Genomic DNA, 18,188 nt, shown 5'->3' with positions numbered 1-18,188 from the left:
GTTCGATCTACAAAGCCTCAAAGGTTGTTCCGCTGCGGTGAATGAATCAAGGGACGGGAATGGGAAAACCTCTGGGCGTGATACTGGCGGGCGGTTTGGCGACGCGTATGGGTGGCGGTGACAAGGGTCTGTTGCAGATCGGCGGGCAGAGCCTGTTGTCCTATGTTGTTGAACGCCTGGCGCCACAAGTGGGTGGGCTTGCACTGAATGCCAATGGTGATCCGGCGCGGTTTGCAGATCTTGGGCTGCCTGTTGTGCCGGACTCCATAGAGGGCTTTGCAGGGCCTTTGGCCGGGGTTCTGGCTGGGTTGGATTGGGCAGCAGGGCAGGGAGCCGACAGTATCGTCACCGCTGCAGCGGATACGCCATTCTTTCCGCATGATCTGGTGGCGCGTCTGCAACACGCGGCCGCGGGGCAAGCGCATCCGCTGGTTCTGGCCACGACACCACGTTCGAGCGATGAGGTGCTGAAATCCGGCGGTGGCAAGCGGGTCAACCGGCACCCGACCTTTGGGCTCTGGCCCGTGGCGTTGCGCGATGATTTGCGGGCTGAATTGCAAGACGGTCTGCGCAAGGTGGTGCTGTGGACGGACAAGCATCAGGGGCGTGAGGCATTGTTCCCTGCTGAACCCTTTGATCCGTTTTTCAATGTGAACACGCCCGACGACCTGACCCGCGCGCAAGAACTGTTGAGGCTGGCATGAGAGTCTATGGCGTCACCGGCTGGAAGAATGCGGGCAAGACCGGGTTGATGGAGCGGTTGGTGGCCGAGATCACTGACCGTGGTTTCTCGGTCTCGACCGTGAAGCACGCGCATCACAGCTTTGACGTTGATCAGCCGGGCCGTGACAGTTATCGCCATCGCACAGCAGGCGCGAACGAAGTGCTTTTGGCCTCGGGTCAGCGCGTGGCGCTGATGCAAGAACTGCGCGGGGCCGAGGAGCCACGACTGTCGGATCTTCTGGCTCGCCTATCTCCGGTCGATCTGGTGTTGATCGAAGGATACAAACGAGAGGCACATCCCAAGATCGAGGCGTTTCGGCAAGAACCGGGCAACGCCCTGATTGCAACGGGCAATGACACGATCCGCGCTGTTGCCAGCGACGTGCCGCTGTCTCTGGATCGTCCGGTTTTCGATTTGAACGATACGGCCGCGATTGCAGATTTCATCCTGCACGAGGTCGGTTTGTGACCGGATTTGACAGCTTTGCGATGGTCGATTGGTCTGGTGGAAAAGACACTGGCCCAAGACCCCGCAAAGATGCAATCTGGTCTTGTGTTGTGCGAGGCAGGTCCGCCGAAGAGCCGGTCTATCATCGAAACCGCCAGATCGCAGAACGCTGGTTGCACAGTCTGATTGACGCCGAGATCCGGGCCGGGCGACGCTTGTGTTTGGGGTTCGATTTCCCTTTTGGCTATCCCAAAGGCTTTGCCCAGGCGTTGACCGGATCGGATGATCCGCTGCGTCTTTGGGACTGGTTTGAAACCCATATTCAGGACACACCCACGGCCAATAACCGTTTCGATCTGGCGGGCCAGATCAACCTGAGGTTCGGGGGCAAAGGGCCGTTCTGGTTCAACGGGTTGCAGCGTAAGATCGACGGGTTGCCAAAAACCAGGTCAAGCTATCATAACCCGTTTCCCGAACGACGCCGGGTAGAACTGATACCCGAGGCCAAGGGCAGTTTCACATGCTGGCAGATGGGGGGCGCCGGGGCGGTGGGTGGACAGGTGATGATGGGGTTGCCCGTGCTCAACCGTTTGCGCCGTGCATTCGAGGGGCAGGTGGCGGTTTGGCCGTTCCATCCGCTGGACAGACCGGTGGCCTTCGTGGAAATCTGGCCTTCGTTGAAACTGGGCGCAGCACCGGATGGTCAGATCAAGGACGCCTGGCAGGTTGAACAGGTTGCACTGTGGCTGGCGGCGATGTCGGAACAGGAATTGGCGCAGGCACTTGATGTCAGCGCGGCAGAGGAAGGGTGGATTTTAGGGGTGTCACAACAAAAGCCGGATATCGCTCCGTCGCCACTCAGGAATGACTGTTTCGCCTTGCCCGCCGGGGTCAATTGGACGCCGGTTGATGAGGCTCTGGCCTTGCTGAAGGACCGCTTGCGCCCTGTCACCGCGCCCGAAACCGTCGCTTTGCAGGACGCGATTGGCCGGGTGCTGGCCGAGGACGTTGTGGCACAACGGTCCAATCCGCCGCAGCCCAATACGGCAGTGGACGGCTATGGGTTTGCGGGGGCCATGTCCGAGGGCAGCCACGTATTACCCCTGACCCCCGGACGCGCGGCGGCGGGTATCCCGTTTGACGGTGCGGTCCCTGAAGGTCACGCATTGCGCGTTTTGACCGGTGCGGCCCTGCCCGAGGGAGTGGACACGGTGATCCTGGAAGAGGATGTTACCGTTCAGGACGGTCATATCGCCTTTCACGGGCCGCTGAAGCAGGGCGCCAACACCCGCAAAGCAGGCGAGGACGTGGCGCAAGGCGCGTTGGCGCTGTCCAAGGGGCGCCGTCTGACTCCGGCAGATCTTGCCTTGTTGTCCGCTGTGGGCGTGGCCGAGGTGGCAGCGCAAGCCCCTTTGCGTGTTGCTGTCCTGTCGACCGGGGATGAGTTGATCGAACCCGGCGACCCGGTAGGGCCTGGGCAGATTTTTGACGCCAACCGCCCGATGCTGCTGTCCATGATGGCGCGCATGGGGTTTCAGCCGGTCGACATGGGCCGCGTCGCCGATGATCGCGAGATGTTGCGCGCCCGGTTGGATCAGGCCTCTGATAAGGCCGATGTGATCCTGACCAGTGGCGGCGCGTCGGCGGGTGACGAAGATCATGTCTCGGCCCTGTTGCGTCAGGCAGGTGCGATGCAAGAATGGCGGATAGCGTTGAAACCTGGCCGTCCACTGGCCTTGGGCATGTGGGGCGGCACCCCTGTATTTGGCCTGCCAGGGAATCCCGTGGCGGCCATGGTCTGCACCCTGATTTTTGCCCGTCCTGCGCTGGGGTTGATGGCGGGTGAGGGGTGGAAGGAGCCACAAGGGTTCGATGTGCCCGCAGCGTTTGAAAAGCGTAAAAAGCCCGGTCGTCGGGAATACCTTCGCGCGCGTTTGCGGGACGGGCGCGTCGAAGTGTTTCGTTCGGAAGGGTCTGGCCGGATCAGCGGGCTCAGCTGGGCCGAAGGGCTGGTCGAGCTTGGCGACGGCGCGCAGCATATTCAGCCTGGCGATCCGGTGCGCTTTATACCCTTTGGCAGTTTCGGACTTTAATCGAACGTCCCGGCCACACGGCCTAGCAACATAAAGGCCCGCGCGGTCCGCGTGTCACCCAATGCGGTCAGCTCTGCATCCGAGGCGTTGGGCTCGAAATCGACGATCATATGGTCGAACTTGCGCAGGAAGTGATGCGCCGCGTCGCGAAAGATCGGGTCTTGTTTCATGCGCGCAGAGGTCAGCGCCAGAGACGAGCGGTCGCGAATGCCACCCAGCGAAGCAATGGCACGCCCGCGCGCACCCTGGGCAAATTGCCGCCAGACTTCAGGCCGCGCCATATCCGGGCGCAGGTCGTCCATGTAAATCCCCTCTTGGCTTAACAAAGTCAGGATGTCTTCCGAGGCCTGCACAAGCTGCGAGGCCTGCCGGTCCTTGAGCGCCAGCCGCAGCGCATCGAACCCCAGCGCGTCGTCTTGGGTTTCGGGGAAGTTTAAAGCGCGGATAAAAACATCCTTTGGCAGGGGTGGCGACATATCCTCGGTGGGTACGCCCAATTCCAGCGATGTCTGATCGTTGCGAGAGGCCGGGGCTGAAAGCGGGCGCGCCGGTTCTGCGCGGTGAGAAGAAAACGTCGCAGGGGTGCTTTCTGCGTTTTGGGCTGTTTGAGCGATGTCTTCCAGCCTTTTGGACACCATCGGTGCATAGGTGCTGGCGGCCCTTTGCTGCTGCGTGACGTAGGTGTTGCGAATGGCATCTATCGCGGTCTGAAGACGGGCGCTTTCCTCGCGCATGATGCGGCTGGTGCGCATCGCAACAGCCGCCACCCAGATCATCGCCACAGGCATGAACACGGCCAGAAAGATGACGATCACACCGCCACCTTGCTGGTTGCTGGGCAAGACAAGAAAGACAATGGCAATCAAAAGCCAAGCCAGGCTGAGCGCCACCGCAGTGATCTCGATCCCGGTTACTTTCGGTTCGCCCGGACGATCATAGATGCCCAGCGATGTCGGTCTGTTGGCGTCGTGATCAGGTGATGGCTCTGACATGATCGCCCCTCCCGTCAGGCGTAATCGACACTCAGAATTTCATAGGACCGGACCCCACCCGGAGTTCGAACCTCGACACTGTCGCCTTCGTCCTTGCCAATCAGCGCGCGGGCAATTGGCGATTTAATGTTCAACAAGCCCTTTTCGATATTGGCTTCGTATTCTCCGACGATCTGCCAGGTCTTTTCTTCATCGGTGTCTTCATCGACCAGCGTGACCTTGGCGCCAAACTTGACAGAGCCGGACAGCTTGCTGGGGTCGATGACATCAGCCAGTGACAGAATGCCTTCGAGTTCTTTGATGCGGCCTTCGATAAAGCCCTGCTTTTCGCGGGCAGAGTGGTATTCGGCGTTTTCTTTCAGATCACCAAGCTCTCGCGCCGAGGCGATGGCGGCGATGATGGCCGGGCGTTCGACCGATTTCAGGTTCTTCAGCTCTGCTTCTAGCGCGCCAAAGCCCGCAGGCGTCATTGGGATCTTTTCCATACTGATTAACGTCCACGTAAAATTGAGTCGCCCCGCCGCACAAAAGCGTCGGGGCGAAGTGTTGGTTGAAGAATACCTGACCCAAATGAAATGGGAATTGCAAGGGTTCAGACGCCCCCCGCCGGTAAATTCGCGACTTTGCGCCGTTTGGAGCGGGTTTCGCCACGCCGGCGGTTCATGTCTTTGCGGGGGCCTTTGCTCCATCGATCAGAGGGGGTGGTTAGCCAGAGCATCTCAATCATATTGCACCAACTCAAACTCGATCCCATTGTCATCACGGAAGTAGAACCGACGACCCGGTTCATAATCGGCATGGTTATGAGGTTCGAATCCGGCTTTGCGCACGCTTGCTTCTGCAGCATCCAGATCCTCAACCAGAACACCCACATGGTTCAGCCCGCCGACAACGTCATAGCTGCTTTCGTTGGATGGTTTGGGACTGTCGGGCGAATAAAGCGCCAGATAGGTGTGGGGCCCACCCACATGAACCGTGAATCCGCCCGATATCGCGGGGCCTTCCCAGCGGGTTTTCCAGCCAAAGACATCCTGCATCCAAGCTGCGGTTGCCTGCGGGTCGCGGACTGTGATGTTGGTGTGTTCAAGCGTTGCCATCATGGGATCTCCTTCAATTAGGGCTTGTCCCGACTCACGATAATTTCTAAACCTAACTTTAGGTCAAGGAAATTCTTGCGAGGTCTCATGGCAGCTTCCGAAGGGCTTGCAATTGGCGCGTTGGCGCGTCGAACCGGATTGGCAGTTTCGGCTATCCGCTATTACGAGGCACAGGGCTTGATTGCCCCTTGGCGCAATGCGGGTGGTCAACGCAGGTATCAGCGTGCGGATATTCGGCGGTTGAGTTTCGTCATGATCGCGCAGCAGTTCGGTCTGACCTTGCCGGAAATCCGCGAGGTCCTGTCCGGCTTGCCGGGCAATCGCACGCCAACACCGCAGGATTGGAAGAAAATCAGCGTTGGTTTGCGCGCGCATCTGGACGCGCGAATCGATACGCTGATCCGGCTGCGCGACAATTTGGATGGCTGCATCGGGTGTGGCTGTCTCAGCTTGCCCAAATGCGCGCTTTACAACCCCGATGATCGCGCCAAATCCCATGGCAGCGGCCCCAGATACCTGATGGGCGATGCACCGGAAAGCAGAAGTGACGATTAGAGGCGCCGTTACGCCGTGTTTCGATTGACCAACGTCTTTCCGACCATGTAATCACCCGTGAAACAAAATTGCGCCGACGGAACGCGAAAAGCGTCAATTCGGAAAGTTAGCGAAGGAGCCCGCGATGGCCGAGATTGAACGCGAAGCGATGGAATATGACGTGGTGATCGTGGGTTCAGGCCCCGCGGGTCTGTCTGCGGCCATCCGTTTGAAACAGCTGGATGCTGACCTGAATGTCGTGGTTCTGGAAAAAGGGTCGGAAGTCGGCGCACATATCCTGTCGGGTGCGGTGCTTGATCCCTGTGGTCTGGATGCGTTGATCCCCGATTGGAAAGAAAAAGGCGCACCGCTGAACGTTCCGGTCAAGGATGACAACTTCTACATGCTGGGCGAAGCGGGTCAGCTGCGCATCCCAAACGCGCCCATGCCGCCGTTGATGAACAACCATGGCAACTACATCGTCTCGATGGGCAATGTTTGCCGCTGGATGGCCGAGCAAGCCGAAGCGCTGGGCGTCGAAATATTCCCAGGCATGGCCTGTTCCGAGCTGGTCTTTGGCGACAATGGCGAAGTCAAAGGCGTTGTGGCCGGTGTGTTTGGCCTGGAGCCCGACGGATCGTATGGCCCCAATACCGAGCCCGGGATGGAGCTGCACGGCAAGTATGTGTTCCTGTCCGAAGGTGTGCGCGGATCGCTGTCCAAAGAGGTCATTGCCAAATACGATCTGTCAGCCGGGAAAGAGCCGCAGAAATACGGCGTTGGCATGAAAGAGATCTGGGAGATCGACCCCGACAAGCACAAGGAAGGTTCGGTCACCCACACCATGGGCTGGCCGCTGGGCAGCAATGCAGGTGGCGGATCTTTCATCTATCATCTTGAAAACAATCAGGTCTATGTCGGGTTCGTGGTGCATCTGAACTACAAGAACCCCTATCTCTACCCCTATATGGAATTCCAGCGCTTCAAGCATCATCCGATGGTGGCTGAGCTTTTGAAAGGCGGCAAACGCGTGGCCTATGGTGCCCGAGCGATCACCGAGGGTGGGTATCAGTCGATGCCCAAGCTGGTGGCTCCGGGCGTGGCTTTGTTGGGCTGTTCGGCGGGTATGGTGAACGTGCCGCGTATCAAGGGCAACCACAATGCGATGCTGTCTGGCAAGGCCGCGGCCGAGGCCGCTTATGACGCGATAAAAGCTGAACGCTCGGGCGACGAGCTGACCGCCTATGAGACCAACGTGCGGGACGGCGCGATCGGCAGCGATCTGAAGAAAGTGCGCAACGTCAAGCCGCTGTGGTCGAAATACGGTCTGACTGCCAGTCTTGCGCTGGGTGGAATGGACATGTGGACCAACACGCTTGGCTTTTCGCTGCTGGGCACCCTGGGTCACGGCAAAAACGATGCTGAATCGACCGAAGATGCCAGCAAGCATCAGCCTATCGATTATCCCAAGCCCGATGGAGTGCTGTCATTCGACCGTCTGACCAACGTATCCTTCGCGGCGACCAACCATGAGGAAAGCCAGCCGTGTCACTTGCGGCTGGCCGACCCGGATATCCCGGTCAAGGTGAACCTGCCCGAGTTCGACGAGCCAGCGCAGCGTTATTGCCCGGCAGGCGTCTATGAGGTGGTCGAGGACGAAAACGGGCCGCGTTTTGTCATCAACTTTCAGAATTGCGTGCACTGCAAAACATGTGACATCAAGGATCCCAGCCAGAATATCACCTGGACAACGCCACAAGGCGGCGACGGGCCGAACTACCCCAATATGTAGGCAGAAATGCAGACAATGGCGGGGTCGTGATGGTCCGGCCATTGCCTCTGGAGGTCAGAGGCCCTAGCTTGTTCCTGATAATAGGCAACAAGGCAGTTTTCCGGTGTTTTCCTTGATCCGTCGCACAGCGCTTGCTGTGGTTCTTTCTTCTTCTGTTGCGCTTCCTGGTTTAGCGGATGTCGGCGCGGGCTCTTATCTTGCCGGTCGGCAAGCGATCTATGAAAGCGACTACAAAGCGGCTGAGCGTTACTATTCGCGCGCTTTACGTTCAAACCCCGAAGATCGCCGACTTCTGGAAAGCGTGTTGTTGGCGCGGATTGCGCTGGGCAATATCGAGGGCGCATTGCCCATCGCTGAGACGGTGGCCGAATATGATGGGCAGGCGCAGGCTGCGAATATGACCATCGCGGCCACGATGATCGCAAACGAGCAATTCGAGGAGTTTCTAGCGCTTGATCCGGAAAGCCAAGGCATTGGTCCGCTGGTTGATGGCTTGATGATTGCCTGGGTGCAGATCGGTCAGGGCGCTATGACCAAGGCGATGGAGCAGTTCGATACCGTTGCCGAGCAAGAGGGTCTGCGCTCGTTCGCGATGTACCATAAGGCTCTTGCGCTGGCCTCGGTCGGGGACTTTGAGGGCGCAGAAGAAGTGTTCTCTGAGGGCGATGCAGCAGCGTCGCGTCTGTCGCGCCGGGCCGCGCTTTCTCGGGTCGAAGTGCTTTCGCAATTGGATCGTAACGATGACGCGTTGCAATTCATCGAAGACGTATTTTCGGCAGGGAGCGACCCATTTATCGATGACTACAAGGCGCGGCTTTCAGCGGGCGAAACGCTTCCGTTCACCCATGTTGGCAACGTCAAGGATGGCGTAGCCGAAGTATTCCATTCGGTCGGTGCAGCGTTGAACAACGAGGCGGCGCAGGACTATGTTCTGCTTTATGCCCGCATCGCCAGCTACCTGCGTCCCGATCATATTGATGCTGTTTTAATGAGCGCCGAGTTGCTGGAAAATCTGGGTCAGTTTGACCTGGCGGTCGAGGCCTATCGACAGGTTCCTGTCGACAGTCTGGATTACCACGTGGCCGAGCTTGGTCGGGCTGAAGTTCTGCGCCGGTCTGGCAAAGAGGATGCTGCGGTCGAAGTTCTGGAAAGCCTTGCTGTTCAACAGCCGGGTTTGCCTGCCGTGCATGTGGCTCTGGCAGATTTGCAGCGGCAACAGGAAAACTATGCCGCAGCTGTCACCTCATACGACACGGCGATTGATCTGACGGCGCAAGGGGCCGATGCGAGCTGGTTCTTGCACTATGCGCGCGGGATATCCCATGAGCGTCTCAAAGACTGGGACAAGGCCGAGGCCGATTTTCGCAAAGCGCTTGAACTGAACCCGGATCAGCCGCAGGTGCTGAATTACCTGGGATATTCTCTTGTGGAGCGGCGGGAAAAGCTGGATGAGGCGCTGGACATGATCGAACGCGCGGTCGCGGCACGACCAGACAGCGGGTATATCGTAGACAGTTTGGGATGGGTCTTGTTCCGTCTTGGACGCTATGATGAAGCGGTCGAACATATGGAACGCGCGGCCGAGTTGATGGCCGTTGATCCGGTGGTGCATGACCATTTGGGCGATGTCTATTGGGCGGTTGGCCGCTATCGCGAGGCTGAATTCCAATGGAAGCGCGCCTTGTCCTTCATTGACCCCGAAGACAGCGATGGCGAGGCCGACCCGGACCGCATTCGGCGCAAGCTAGAGGTTGGTCTGGACGTGGTTCTGGAAGAAGAAGGCGCTGACCCGTTGAAAGTAGCCAATGACGGCTGAGGCCTTCGCGCCGGCCAAGATCAACCTGACACTGCATGTGACCGGCCAGCGCTCGGACGGGTATCACCTGTTGGATTCTTTGGTTGTTTTTGCCGATGTTGGGGATCACTTGACCTTTCACCCTGGTCCAGTGCTGTCGATCGAGGTCAGCGGTGAGTTTGCCCAAGGCGTTCCGACCGACGATCGCAACCTTGTGTGGCGTGCTGCGCAGGCAATGGATTGGACGGGGCAAATTACCCTGAATAAGGCTCTGCCGCATGGTGGCGGCATCGGGGGTGGTTCTTCGGATGCGGCGGCAACCTTGCGGGCATTTGGGAGCGCAGATGCCGCTGTGGCGCTGTCACTGGGTGCCGATGTTCCGGTCTGTGGTCGGGGCAAGGCCACGCGGATGCAGGGTATCGGAGAGGACCTGAGCCCAGCCGTCTTGCCGCCTTTGCCAGCGCTGCTGGTCAACCCCGGTATTTCGGTGCCCACCGGGCCGGTTTTTCAGGCGCTGGATCGCAAGGATAACCCGGCGATGCCAGCCGACATAGGCGTTTTCGACAGTGTCACCGCCTGCGCCGAATGGCTGAGCACCCAACGCAATGATCTACAAATCCCGGCGTGCTCGGTTGCGCCGCAGATCATCGATGTGCTGGACGCGCTGGGCGACACCCGCGATGTTTTGCTGGCCCGCATGTCGGGGTCGGGTTCGACCTGCTTTGCACTCTATCCGACGATGAAAGCGGCGCATTTTGCGGCCTATGAGATCGGCGCGGCCCAGCCGGACTGGTGGGTGCGGGCGACAACGCTCAGTTAAGGCGCGAGACCACGTAATCGGCCAGGTCGCGCAGCAGGTTGCGCAATTCGTGATCGGGCAGGCCTTCCAGCGCAGCTTTGGCCTTTGTTGCCCATCCAAATGCGTCGGTGCGGGTGGCGTCCAACGTGCCGTATTTGTGCATCAGCGCCAGAGCGTGATCCAGATCGCCATCTTCCTGGCGGCCCTTCTCGATAGTGCGTTGCCAGAAAGCGCGTTCTTCAGGTGTGGCCTGTGCGACGGCTTTGATCACCGGCAAAGTCAATTTGCGTTCACGGAAATCATCGCCAACGTTTTTGCCCGTCGCCTTGCTGTCGCCCTGATAATCCAGCAGGTCGTCGGCAATCTGGAACGCGATACCCAATGCATCGCCATAATCAAATAGGGCCTGAACCTGCGCGTCCGATGCCCCGGCAATCACCGCCCCCACTTCGGTGGCCGCAGAAAACAGGGCCGCGGTCTTGCCGCGCACAACTTGCAGATAAACCGATTCATCCGTGCGCAGATCCGTCGCGGCGGTCATCTGTAGCACTTCGCCTTCGGCAATGGTGGCCGATGCGTTGGAGAGAATGTCCAGAACCCGCAGGGATCCGGTTTCGACCATCAACTGAAAACTGCGCGAAAACAGGTAGTCACCCACCAACACGCTGGATTTGTTGTCCCAGAGCAGGTTCGCTGTAGGCCGACCGCGGCGCTGACCGCTTTCGTCCACTACATCGTCGTGCAGCAACGTGGCTGTGTGAATAAACTCAACCGTCGCCGCCAGCCGCACATGGTGGTCGCCGGCATAACCAAAAAGGTTGGCCGCTGCCAAAGTGAGCATCGGACGCAGCCGCTTGCCACCAGCCTCGACCAGATGTGCTGTCACTTCGGGAATGCGCGGGGCGTGATCCGAGGCCATCCGCGTGCGGATCAATACATTTACCGCCGCCATTTCCTCGGTCAGAATTCCGGCCAGTCGCTCATGCGGTTTCGAGATCGTGCTGATATTCATCACACTCCTGATACAAGGCTCGACTTCCGCCTTGCCTTGCCCTTACATCCATCCCCATGAAAGAACTTTTGCGCAGCACCGATCCAACAATTCTGGCTTTTGCATCCGCTCTCCTTGAGGGCGAGGATATAGACTGCTTTCAGATGGACGTAAATATGAGCATCCTCGAAGGCGGCATTGGAATCTTCCCTCGCCGGCTGATGGTGCGTGCCGATGATCTGACCCGGGCAGAACGTGTGATGCACGACAATGACATACCTTTGGGTCGATGACTGCGCGTGATGACAGCGACCTGACATGCAATGACTTTCTGGGTGGTCGTGTTCGGCTGTGGCAACCCAAGGCAGGTTATCGTGCCGGAGTTGATCCTGTTCTTCTGGCCGCATCGGTCCCCGCGTCACCGGGGCAGTCGGTGCTGGAGCTTGGCTGCGGCGCGGGAGCGGCCAGTTTTTGCCTGTCGGCGCGGGTGCCCGGATTGCAGCTCACCGGGGTCGAATTGCAGGAAGAATACGCGCATTTGGCGCGCAGGAATGCGCAAGAGAATGCGGTTGATCTGGATGTTGTCCAGGCAGACCTGACAGCAATGCCCGCCGATCTGCGGCAAAGGCAATTCGATCACGTGATTGCAAACCCGCCCTATTACAAACCAGGCGCGCACAGCACAGCGCGAGACACCGGGCGAAGCATCGCTTTGGGCGAACAGACGCCGCTTGCCCTATGGGTTGAGGTCGCGGCAAAACGGCTGGCCCCAAAAGGCTATTTAAGCATGATCCAGAAAGCTGACCGGCTTCCGGACATGCTGGTGGCCTGCACGGGCCATCTGGGCTCGGTCGAGGTGCTGCCTCTGGCGGCGCGGGTTGGTCGCGATGCCGAACTTGTGATCCTGCGCGCGCGCAAGGGCAGGCGGGCCGCTTTCAAGCTGCATCCACCGGTGATTCTGCATCAAGGCGTTCGGCACGAGCGGGACGGTGATAGTTATGCCCCCGAACTGAGCGCGGTGCTGCGCAACGGTGCAAGCTTGGCCGGGTTTGATCCCTAGTCGGCATTGATCAGCCGAATTCCTAGGATTTGTGACAGATTCTGTGCAGCTGCGGCGTGACAGGGTTGAATTGATGTGGTCAACTTCACACGTACTATTTGTATACCCACCAAGGAGGATCGCCATGAGCGTTAGCGCACATCTGACGGAACTGAAGAAAAAACACGAAACTCTCGGTCTTGAAGTAGAACAAGCTCAGCGCTCGCCAGGCATCGACGATCTCCACATCGCCCAGCTCAAAAAGCAGAAATTGAAACTGAAAGAAGAGATCGAGCGCCTGTCGGCCTAATTCGCAAAGCTGGCGCGGGCTGCAAGTACCGCGCCACCGGTAATCAAAACCGCCGCGATCGCCAGACCCCAGGTTGGGGCGGCGATCCCGGCCAGGATCAGAACCAGAGTCGACAATAGCGGCGCAGCATAAGAGCTGGTTCCAAGCATCTGAATGTCGCCCTGTTTGACCCCGATATCCCAGACGTAAAACGCCAGCCCAACCGGTCCGAGCCCAAGAGCAAGAACAGAGGCCCAGCTGACGGCCGTGTCGGGCCAGATCGTGTCCTCAAGCGTGAAATGCAATATCCAAGAGGCAATAGCAGTTAGCACGCAAAACACTGCGACAGAATTTGTGGGCGTATCGCCCAAACGGCGGGACAAAACGGAATAGCCCGACCATGTCAAAGCGCACAGCAGGGCCAGGCCATAGCCGGGCAGGTGATCCGATTGAAAGCCTGCTCCACCTCCACCCAAGATGATCAGTGCAGCCCCCGCAAAGCCCAGACAGGCGCCAATCAGGTGTCCTGCGCGCAGATGCTCACCTGGCAGCAGACCCGAAAGCAAAACGATCAGCAGCGGCCAGAGGTAGGCAATTAGCCCGGCCTCGGCCGCTGGCGCCATCCGCAGCGCCGAGAAATACAGCGCGTGATAGCCAAACAGTCCGACTGTTCCGAACATGTAGATGGGCCACCGGACCGTACGCAGCTGCGCGATGCCGCCCGTACGCCATGTCCAGATCAGCCCCAACGTCCCACCAAGACTGAAGCAGATCGCGTTCAGCAACAAAGGCGGGGTTGGTGCTGACCCAACTGTAAACAGGGCAAGCAGAGACCACAGAAGTACGGCAACAAAACCGATACTGGTCGCGCGGGATCGAGTCATGCGGCAATGTCCTCGACCGGGATGATCTGAAACGCGTCCGAGATATGTGCGGTCTTTTCGATCTCTGCGACAAACCAATCCCTGAATGCTGCGATCTGAGGTCGTTTCTCGGCACCTGGCAGACAGAGAAAGCGAAATCGCCCCTGTGTTTCGATCGCAACTTTGAAAGGGGCGACCAACAGCCCTTCGGTCAGGTCCTTGATGATCATCGAACGTCGCCCAAGCGCGACCCCCATACCGGCCACCGCCGCGTCAATTGTGTGATCGGCATGTGAGAAACTGGCGCCGTGTTTGGGCTCAAAATCTACGCCCACCGAGCGGAACCATGTCGCCCAGTTTGCGGGGGGTTTCAGAAATGCGATCGAATCGTCGTGGATCAGCGGTGCTTTTTGTAAGCTTTCAACTGTTGGATACTGCTCGGCCAGTTCGGGGGTCATCACCGGGGTCAGCCACTCTTTGCGAACCGGCAGAGAATAGAGCTCTTCGTCAGGCCCATAGCCAAACCGGATGGCAACATCGACGTCATCCCGTTCAAGGTCCATGTTTCGCAAAGTCGCCGAGAACTTCAAATCGATTTCCGGATGTGCGCGTGCGAATTCGTAGAGGCGCGGAGCAAGCCACTTGGCGGTCAGGGCGGGTCCGGCTGTCACGGTCAGGCTGGTATCGTCTCCTTGTCGGCGTACCGCTTGCCATGCGGCCTGAAGAGTAGCGAACCCATCTGCTGCACCGGGTGCAAGGGTTCGACCGGCTTCGGTCAGCTCGACGGCTCGGTTCAGGCGGCGAAACAGGGGGCGGCCTAAATGCTCCTCAAGCGATTTTATCTGAAAAGACAGCGCAGCAGGGGTCACGTGCAACTCGTCGGCGGCCTTGGCGAAAGACATGTGCCGGGCGGCAGCGTCAAAGGCGCGTAGGGCTGTGAGCGGGGGTAAACTGTCTGGCATGCGGTCAAATTTTTCTTAACTGAAATGCGAGAATTACTCGTTTGTCGCTTTCGAAATTAAGGGTCATATTCAGATCAAGTCAAATGAAACTGTTCTGAAAGGACCGCGAAGATGATCGAGATGACCACAAATCCAGCCGCCCGCCGCGCCTTTCACCGCGCACATGAAGCACGGGGCACGGCAATTATTGCGATGCTGAAGAAAGTATTTAGTTTCCACTGAACGCAGCGCGCGCGTTCTTACGGGATGCAAAAGGGCCGGCCTGTTTGGGGCCGGCCCAATTCGTTTCAAGCTCGGCTTGGCTTAGACAAAGAACTGTGCACCGTTCGCCGAAATCGTCGAACCGTTGATGAACTGGGAATCATCCGAGGCCAGGAAAGCCACACAGCGCGCAATCTCTTCCGGTTCACCCAGACGACCCGCGGGGATTTGGCCAATGATGGATTCGCGTACCTTTTCCGGCACCGCCATCACCATCTCGGTGGCGATATAGCCGGGGCAGATTGCGTTGGCGGTGATGCCTGCGCGTGCGCCTTCTTGTGCCAGTGATTTTACGATGCCCAGATCACCCGCTTTGGTCGCAGCATAGTTCACCTGAGCGAACTGGCCTTTCTGGCCGTTGATCGAGCTGATGACGATCACCCGCCCGAACTTGCGCTCGCGCATGCCGGGCCACACAGGGTGGACGGTGTTGAACACACCGGTCAGGTTGGTGTCGATCACCTGATGCCACTGCTCGGGTGTCATCTTGTGAAATGGCGCGTCACGCGTGATACCGGCATTGGCGACGACGATATCAATCGGGCCAACCTCGGCCTCTACTTTTTCGATACCCGCTTTGGATTCGTCATAATCGGCAACGTTCCATTTATACGTGGCAATGCCGGTTTCTTCGGTGAACTTCGCCGCCGCTTCATCGTTCCCCGCATAGGTCGCCGCAACGTTGTATCCTTCGGCCTTGAGCGCCTTGGAAATTGCTGCGCCGATGCCGCGAGATCCGCCGGTAACGAGTGCTGTACGTGCCATTGATGACTCCTCCAATTTTGGTCGTCTTGGGTAATTCTGTTACTCTGAGAGTATGTATTTCGCAATATCGTTTCGCGATCGATTGTCTCTTTCTGTCCGGCGATATTGTCGCATCTGTTTGGGTAATGCTCGATTGTAACAAAAAAGGGCGTCCAGTGGACGCCCTTTTCTATTTAGATGTCAAGGCACTTAGTCGCGCTCCACGCAGAGCGCAACGCCCATGCCGCCACCGATGCAGAGGGTGGCCAGACCCTTTTTGGCATCGCGGCGCTTCATTTCGAACAGCAACGTGTTCAGAACGCGGCAACCGGAGGCTCCGATTGGGTGACCAATGGCGATGGCGCCACCGTTGACGTTTACGATCGAAGGGTCCCAGCCCATGTCCTTGTTGACGGCACAGGCTTGCGCGGCGAAAGCTTCGTTGGCTTCAACCAGGTCCAGGTCGTCAACCGACCAGCCCGCTTTCTCAAGTGCCTTGCGGGACGCATAGATCGGGCCAACACCCATGATAGACGGGTCCAGACCAGCCGTTGCGTACGATGCAATCCGGGCCAGAGGCTCGATCCCGCGTTTTTCAGCGTTTTCAGCCGACATTAGCAGCGTCGCGGCCGCGCCATCATTCAGGCCTGACGCGTTGGCGGCCGTAACCGAACCCTCTTTGGTGAAGGCTGGGCGCAGTTTGCCCATGGCTTCGATGGTCGCGCCGTGGCGGATGTATTCGTCCTTGTCCATCACGATGTCGCCCTTGCGGGTCTTGATGGTGAAGGGCACGATCTCGTCGTCGAATTTACCGGCCTTCTGCGCGGCTTCTGCCTTGTTCTGCGAGGCAACGGCGAATTCGTCCTGCATATCGCGGCTGATCTGCCATTTCTCGGCAACGTTTTCGGCAGTCTGGCCCATGTGGTAGCCGTTGAATGCGTCCCACAGGCCGTCACGGATCATCGTGTCGATGTATTTCATGTCGCCCATCTTGTGACCGGCGCGCAGAGCGGCAGCGTGGGGCGAAAGGGTCATGTTTTCCTGGCCACCGGCGGCCACGATGTCAGCATCCCCGAGTTGGATATGCTGCGCACCCAGCGCAACAGCGCGCAGGCCCGAGCCGCAGACCTGGTTGATGCCCCAGGCCGCGCTTTCCTGCGGCAGGCCCGCATTGATATGCGCCTGACGTGCGGGGTTCTGGCCCTGAGCCGCGGTCAGAACCTGACCCATGATGGTTTCGCTGACTTCGCCTTTGTCGATCCCGGCGCGCTCGACAACCGCTTCGAGTACGGCGGCGCCCAGGTCATGTGCAGGGGTGTTCGCAAACGAACCGCTAAAGCTGCCGACGCCTGTGCGTGCGGCGGATGCGATTACTACGTTGGTCATTTGATCAGTCCTTTACCGTCATGGTCCTGTGGGAAATCTGACGGCGCAAGTTGCAAAGCTTCGCTCTGCCAGAGTCAGAGCGCCTCATGTTCCCCCGCTCAACTCTGCCTGAAATACCCCAATGCTGCAATTGCAGCAACGGACAGCTTGTCTCAGCGTAAGTTTGATTTGGGCAGATCACTGAAAACGGGCATCAAGTTCCGGTTTTTTCTTTGGTTTTCCCGATCCAGGGTGGGGAGACTGTCGGTGCGCCAAACAGAAACCCCTGAAGGCAGTCGACCCCATTGGCGACAAGAAATTCGGCATCTTCGGGTGTTTCGACCGATTCGGCGGTTACCAAGATCTCAAACTCGCGTGCGACTGCGATCAGTGCGCGCACCAATGCCTGGTTGTCGGGGTCGCGGCTGATGCCACGAATGAACTGTCCGTCGATCTTGGCCGCGTCAAAAAGAAACTCGCGAAAATGGCGAAAGCTGAAATTGCTGGCGCCAAAATCGTCCAAAGCAAAGGCGATGCCCCGCGATTGCAGCCGATCCATGAAATCGACCACCAGTTCCGGCACCTGCATCGCCGAGCTTTCCGAGATCTCAAGGATCAACCGCTCACCCAGTGTCGCGTCGCGTTTGAGAAATTTCTCAAGCAGGCGCGACCAGCGCGCATAGCCAATCGAACGGGCGGACATGTTGATCGACAGGCGGATGCCGGGGTTTCGGATCAAAGTCCGCATACCCATTTCCAGCGCGACGCAATCCAGATCGCGACCCACAGGTGTGTTTTCAACCTGCGGCATGAACTCACGCGCGGGAATGGCGCGCCCGGTTTCATCCAACACGCGGATGAACCCCTCGTAAAAAGCGACGCCCTGGGGTGGGCGCGATTGCATGACCGGCTGAAACGCCAGCTTGCATTGCTTGTGTTTCACCGCTTCGGTCGCCATCTGAACCGCTGAACGATCCCGCGCCGAAACCGCAGCGTCCAGCGGGCTGTCCGCCCCTTCCGGCAGGTCCGCAAGCCTCTTGTTCCGCATATCCGTGACGATCCTTCAGTCATGGCCAAACCCTGTTGGTCATGATTTCAGGGCAAACAGATGAATCTGCGGTTAAGACGTTTCAGAATATCGATCAGTTTGATCGGGCGCGCTCAAAGGACCACGAGGCCGCAGCGGCGATAATCGCGCCAAACATACCGGTCAGCATCAGGACAAAGCCAAAAAGCAAAGCCGCAGGGGACACCGTTTCTGCCAAAGCGGCAACCATCGACAAAACAAGGCCCAGCAGTCCGATATAGGTCGAGATGGATGTGATACGGGTCATGCGGTCCTCGGGTGCTTCGGTCTTCTGTTATCCATGTGGCAACCAATATCGGCGTTTCAATATGGGT

The 18,188-nt window shown here is 58.6% G+C and carries 20 protein-coding genes; 10 read left to right on the top strand and 10 right to left on the bottom strand.

Going from position 1 to position 18,188, the window contains the following annotated elements; genetic code table 11:
• The first annotated feature begins 59 nt into the window (after positions 1–59).
• The 3 genes from mobA to glp are packed head-to-tail and all read left to right on the top strand — an operon-like array spanning position 60 to position 3,264.
• Positions 60–704 carry a molybdenum cofactor guanylyltransferase MobA gene (gene mobA / locus GOW40_RS14015; RefSeq protein ID WP_171130952.1) on the top strand — a complete coding sequence of 215 codons (645 nt, stop codon included), beginning with the start codon at positions 60–62 and terminating at the stop codon, positions 702–704.
• Positions 701–1,192: a molybdopterin-guanine dinucleotide biosynthesis protein B gene (gene mobB, locus GOW40_RS14010; RefSeq protein WP_171130950.1), complete on the top strand. Its 492-nt coding sequence runs from the start codon at positions 701–703 to the stop codon at positions 1,190–1,192. The genes mobA and mobB overlap by 4 nt, the downstream gene beginning before the upstream one ends.
• Positions 1,189–3,264: a gephyrin-like molybdotransferase Glp gene (glp, locus tag GOW40_RS14005; protein ID WP_371731850.1), complete on the top strand. Its 2,076-nt coding sequence runs from the start codon at positions 1,189–1,191 to the stop codon at positions 3,262–3,264. The genes mobB and glp overlap by 4 nt, the downstream gene beginning before the upstream one ends.
• On the opposite strand, the gene GOW40_RS14000 is transcribed toward glp, so the two are convergent.
• The 3 genes from GOW40_RS14000 to GOW40_RS13990 form a co-directional block, all read right to left on the bottom strand.
• The gene (locus GOW40_RS14000; protein ID WP_171100884.1) at positions 3,261–4,256 is read right to left on the bottom strand and encodes a hypothetical protein; all 996 of its coding nucleotides are present in this window, start codon (positions 4,254–4,256) and stop codon (positions 3,261–3,263) included. The two genes, glp and GOW40_RS14000, sit on opposite strands and share 4 nt — an antisense overlap.
• A gap of 14 nt (positions 4,257–4,270) precedes the next feature.
• Entirely contained in the window at positions 4,271–4,741 is a 471-nt protein-coding gene (gene greA / locus GOW40_RS13995) for a transcription elongation factor GreA (protein ID WP_171100886.1), read from the bottom strand.
• Positions 4,742–4,975: 234 nt separating this feature from the next.
• On the bottom strand, positions 4,976–5,356 hold the full coding sequence (locus tag GOW40_RS13990) for a VOC family protein (RefSeq protein WP_171130948.1): 381 nt from the start codon (positions 5,354–5,356) through the stop codon (positions 4,976–4,978).
• 84 nt (positions 5,357–5,440) lie between these two features.
• Here GOW40_RS13990 and soxR point away from each other — a divergent pair, with 84 nt between their 5' ends.
• The 4 genes from soxR (at position 5,441) to GOW40_RS13970 (ending at position 10,294) form a co-directional block, all read left to right on the top strand.
• Positions 5,441–5,908, top strand: a complete 468-nt coding sequence (soxR, locus tag GOW40_RS13985) for a redox-sensitive transcriptional activator SoxR (RefSeq protein WP_171130946.1) — start codon at positions 5,441–5,443, stop codon at positions 5,906–5,908.
• 124 nt (positions 5,909–6,032) lie between these two features.
• Positions 6,033–7,679, top strand: a complete 1,647-nt coding sequence (locus GOW40_RS13980) for an electron transfer flavoprotein-ubiquinone oxidoreductase (RefSeq protein WP_171130944.1) — start codon at positions 6,033–6,035, stop codon at positions 7,677–7,679.
• Positions 7,680–7,782: 103 nt separating this feature from the next.
• The gene (locus GOW40_RS13975) at positions 7,783–9,495 is read left to right on the top strand and encodes a tetratricopeptide repeat protein (protein ID WP_171130942.1); all 1,713 of its coding nucleotides are present in this window, start codon (positions 7,783–7,785) and stop codon (positions 9,493–9,495) included.
• Complete coding sequence (locus tag GOW40_RS13970) at positions 9,485–10,294, top strand: 4-(cytidine 5'-diphospho)-2-C-methyl-D-erythritol kinase (protein ID WP_171130940.1); 810 nt, start codon at positions 9,485–9,487, stop codon at positions 10,292–10,294. Before GOW40_RS13975 ends, GOW40_RS13970 begins: the two co-directional genes overlap by 11 nt.
• Here the strand turns inward: GOW40_RS13970 and GOW40_RS13965 are convergent.
• Positions 10,287–11,285, bottom strand: coding sequence for a polyprenyl synthetase family protein (locus GOW40_RS13965; protein ID WP_171130938.1), 999 nt, complete (start codon positions 11,283–11,285; stop codon positions 10,287–10,289). The two genes, GOW40_RS13970 and GOW40_RS13965, sit on opposite strands and share 8 nt — an antisense overlap.
• A 56-nt stretch (positions 11,286–11,341) precedes the next feature.
• Here GOW40_RS13965 and GOW40_RS13960 point away from each other — a divergent pair, with 56 nt between their 5' ends.
• From GOW40_RS13960 to GOW40_RS13950, 3 genes are all read left to right on the top strand, one after another.
• A complete protein-coding gene (locus GOW40_RS13960) occupies positions 11,342–11,557 on the top strand; it encodes a DUF2007 domain-containing protein (protein WP_170353555.1) in 216 nt (71 codons plus the stop codon).
• Complete coding sequence (locus GOW40_RS13955) at positions 11,554–12,324, top strand: tRNA1(Val) (adenine(37)-N6)-methyltransferase (protein WP_171231059.1); 771 nt, start codon at positions 11,554–11,556, stop codon at positions 12,322–12,324. Before GOW40_RS13960 ends, GOW40_RS13955 begins: the two co-directional genes overlap by 4 nt.
• A 124-nt stretch (positions 12,325–12,448) precedes the next feature.
• Complete coding sequence (locus GOW40_RS13950; protein WP_170350663.1) at positions 12,449–12,613, top strand: YdcH family protein; 165 nt, start codon at positions 12,449–12,451, stop codon at positions 12,611–12,613.
• Here GOW40_RS13950 and GOW40_RS13945 read toward each other — a convergent pair.
• The 6 genes from GOW40_RS13945 to GOW40_RS13920 form a co-directional block, all read right to left on the bottom strand.
• Positions 12,610–13,476, bottom strand: coding sequence for a DMT family transporter (locus GOW40_RS13945; protein WP_171130933.1), 867 nt, complete (start codon positions 13,474–13,476; stop codon positions 12,610–12,612). The two genes, GOW40_RS13950 and GOW40_RS13945, sit on opposite strands and share 4 nt — an antisense overlap.
• Entirely contained in the window at positions 13,473–14,417 is a 945-nt protein-coding gene (locus tag GOW40_RS13940) for a transcriptional regulator GcvA (protein ID WP_171130931.1), read from the bottom strand. Before GOW40_RS13940 ends, GOW40_RS13945 begins: the two co-directional genes overlap by 4 nt.
• 303 nt (positions 14,418–14,720) lie before the next feature.
• On the bottom strand, positions 14,721–15,443 hold the full coding sequence (phbB, locus tag GOW40_RS13935) for an acetoacetyl-CoA reductase (RefSeq protein ID WP_170379024.1): 723 nt from the start codon (positions 15,441–15,443) through the stop codon (positions 14,721–14,723).
• Positions 15,444–15,632: 189 nt separating this feature from the next.
• Positions 15,633–16,808: an acetyl-CoA C-acetyltransferase gene (locus GOW40_RS13930; RefSeq protein WP_171100906.1), complete on the bottom strand. Its 1,176-nt coding sequence runs from the start codon at positions 16,806–16,808 to the stop codon at positions 15,633–15,635.
• A 193-nt stretch (positions 16,809–17,001) separates the two neighbouring features.
• Positions 17,002–17,835 carry an EAL domain-containing protein gene (locus GOW40_RS13925; protein WP_171130929.1) on the bottom strand — a complete coding sequence of 278 codons (834 nt, stop codon included), beginning with the start codon at positions 17,833–17,835 and terminating at the stop codon, positions 17,002–17,004.
• A gap of 94 nt (positions 17,836–17,929) precedes the next feature.
• Positions 17,930–18,121, bottom strand: a complete 192-nt coding sequence (locus tag GOW40_RS13920) for a hypothetical protein (RefSeq protein WP_171130927.1) — start codon at positions 18,119–18,121, stop codon at positions 17,930–17,932.
• Between the last annotated feature and the right edge of the window lie 67 nt (positions 18,122–18,188).

It is taken from the genome of Ruegeria sp. HKCCA6707, from assembly GCF_013033515.1.
Lineage (GTDB): Bacteria > Pseudomonadota > Alphaproteobacteria > Rhodobacterales > Rhodobacteraceae > Ruegeria.
Note: the sequence above shows the minus strand (reverse complement) of the source record. Positions and strands in the feature narration are given on the sequence as shown.

Excerpts from the sequence above, each read along its gene's own strand:
- mobA (WP_171130952.1), top strand. The coding sequence starts at position 60 with ATGGGAAAACCTCTGGGCGTGATACTGGCGGGCGGTTTGGCGACGCGT.
- mobB (WP_171130950.1), top strand. The coding sequence starts at position 701 with ATGAGAGTCTATGGCGTCACCGGCTGGAAGAATGCGGGCAAGACCGGG.
- GOW40_RS14000 (WP_171100884.1), bottom strand. The coding sequence starts at position 4,256 with ATGTCAGAGCCATCACCTGATCACGACGCCAACAGACCGACATCGCTG.
- greA (WP_171100886.1), bottom strand. The coding sequence starts at position 4,741 with ATGGAAAAGATCCCAATGACGCCTGCGGGCTTTGGCGCGCTAGAAGCA.
- GOW40_RS13990 (WP_171130948.1), bottom strand. The coding sequence starts at position 5,356 with ATGATGGCAACGCTTGAACACACCAACATCACAGTCCGCGACCCGCAG.
- soxR (WP_171130946.1), top strand. The coding sequence starts at position 5,441 with ATGGCAGCTTCCGAAGGGCTTGCAATTGGCGCGTTGGCGCGTCGAACC.
- GOW40_RS13980 (WP_171130944.1), top strand. The coding sequence starts at position 6,033 with ATGGCCGAGATTGAACGCGAAGCGATGGAATATGACGTGGTGATCGTG.
- GOW40_RS13970 (WP_171130940.1), top strand. The coding sequence starts at position 9,485 with ATGACGGCTGAGGCCTTCGCGCCGGCCAAGATCAACCTGACACTGCAT.
- GOW40_RS13965 (WP_171130938.1), bottom strand. The coding sequence starts at position 11,285 with ATGAATATCAGCACGATCTCGAAACCGCATGAGCGACTGGCCGGAATT.
- GOW40_RS13960 (WP_170353555.1), top strand. The coding sequence starts at position 11,342 with ATGAAAGAACTTTTGCGCAGCACCGATCCAACAATTCTGGCTTTTGCA.
- GOW40_RS13955 (WP_171231059.1), top strand. The coding sequence starts at position 11,554 with ATGACTGCGCGTGATGACAGCGACCTGACATGCAATGACTTTCTGGGT.
- GOW40_RS13950 (WP_170350663.1), top strand. The coding sequence starts at position 12,449 with ATGAGCGTTAGCGCACATCTGACGGAACTGAAGAAAAAACACGAAACT.
- GOW40_RS13945 (WP_171130933.1), bottom strand. The coding sequence starts at position 13,476 with ATGACTCGATCCCGCGCGACCAGTATCGGTTTTGTTGCCGTACTTCTG.
- GOW40_RS13940 (WP_171130931.1), bottom strand. The coding sequence starts at position 14,417 with ATGCCAGACAGTTTACCCCCGCTCACAGCCCTACGCGCCTTTGACGCT.
- phbB (WP_170379024.1), bottom strand. The coding sequence starts at position 15,443 with ATGGCACGTACAGCACTCGTTACCGGCGGATCTCGCGGCATCGGCGCA.
- GOW40_RS13930 (WP_171100906.1), bottom strand. The coding sequence starts at position 16,808 with ATGACCAACGTAGTAATCGCATCCGCCGCACGCACAGGCGTCGGCAGC.
- GOW40_RS13925 (WP_171130929.1), bottom strand. The coding sequence starts at position 17,835 with ATGCGGAACAAGAGGCTTGCGGACCTGCCGGAAGGGGCGGACAGCCCG.
- GOW40_RS13920 (WP_171130927.1), bottom strand. The coding sequence starts at position 18,121 with ATGACCCGTATCACATCCATCTCGACCTATATCGGACTGCTGGGCCTT.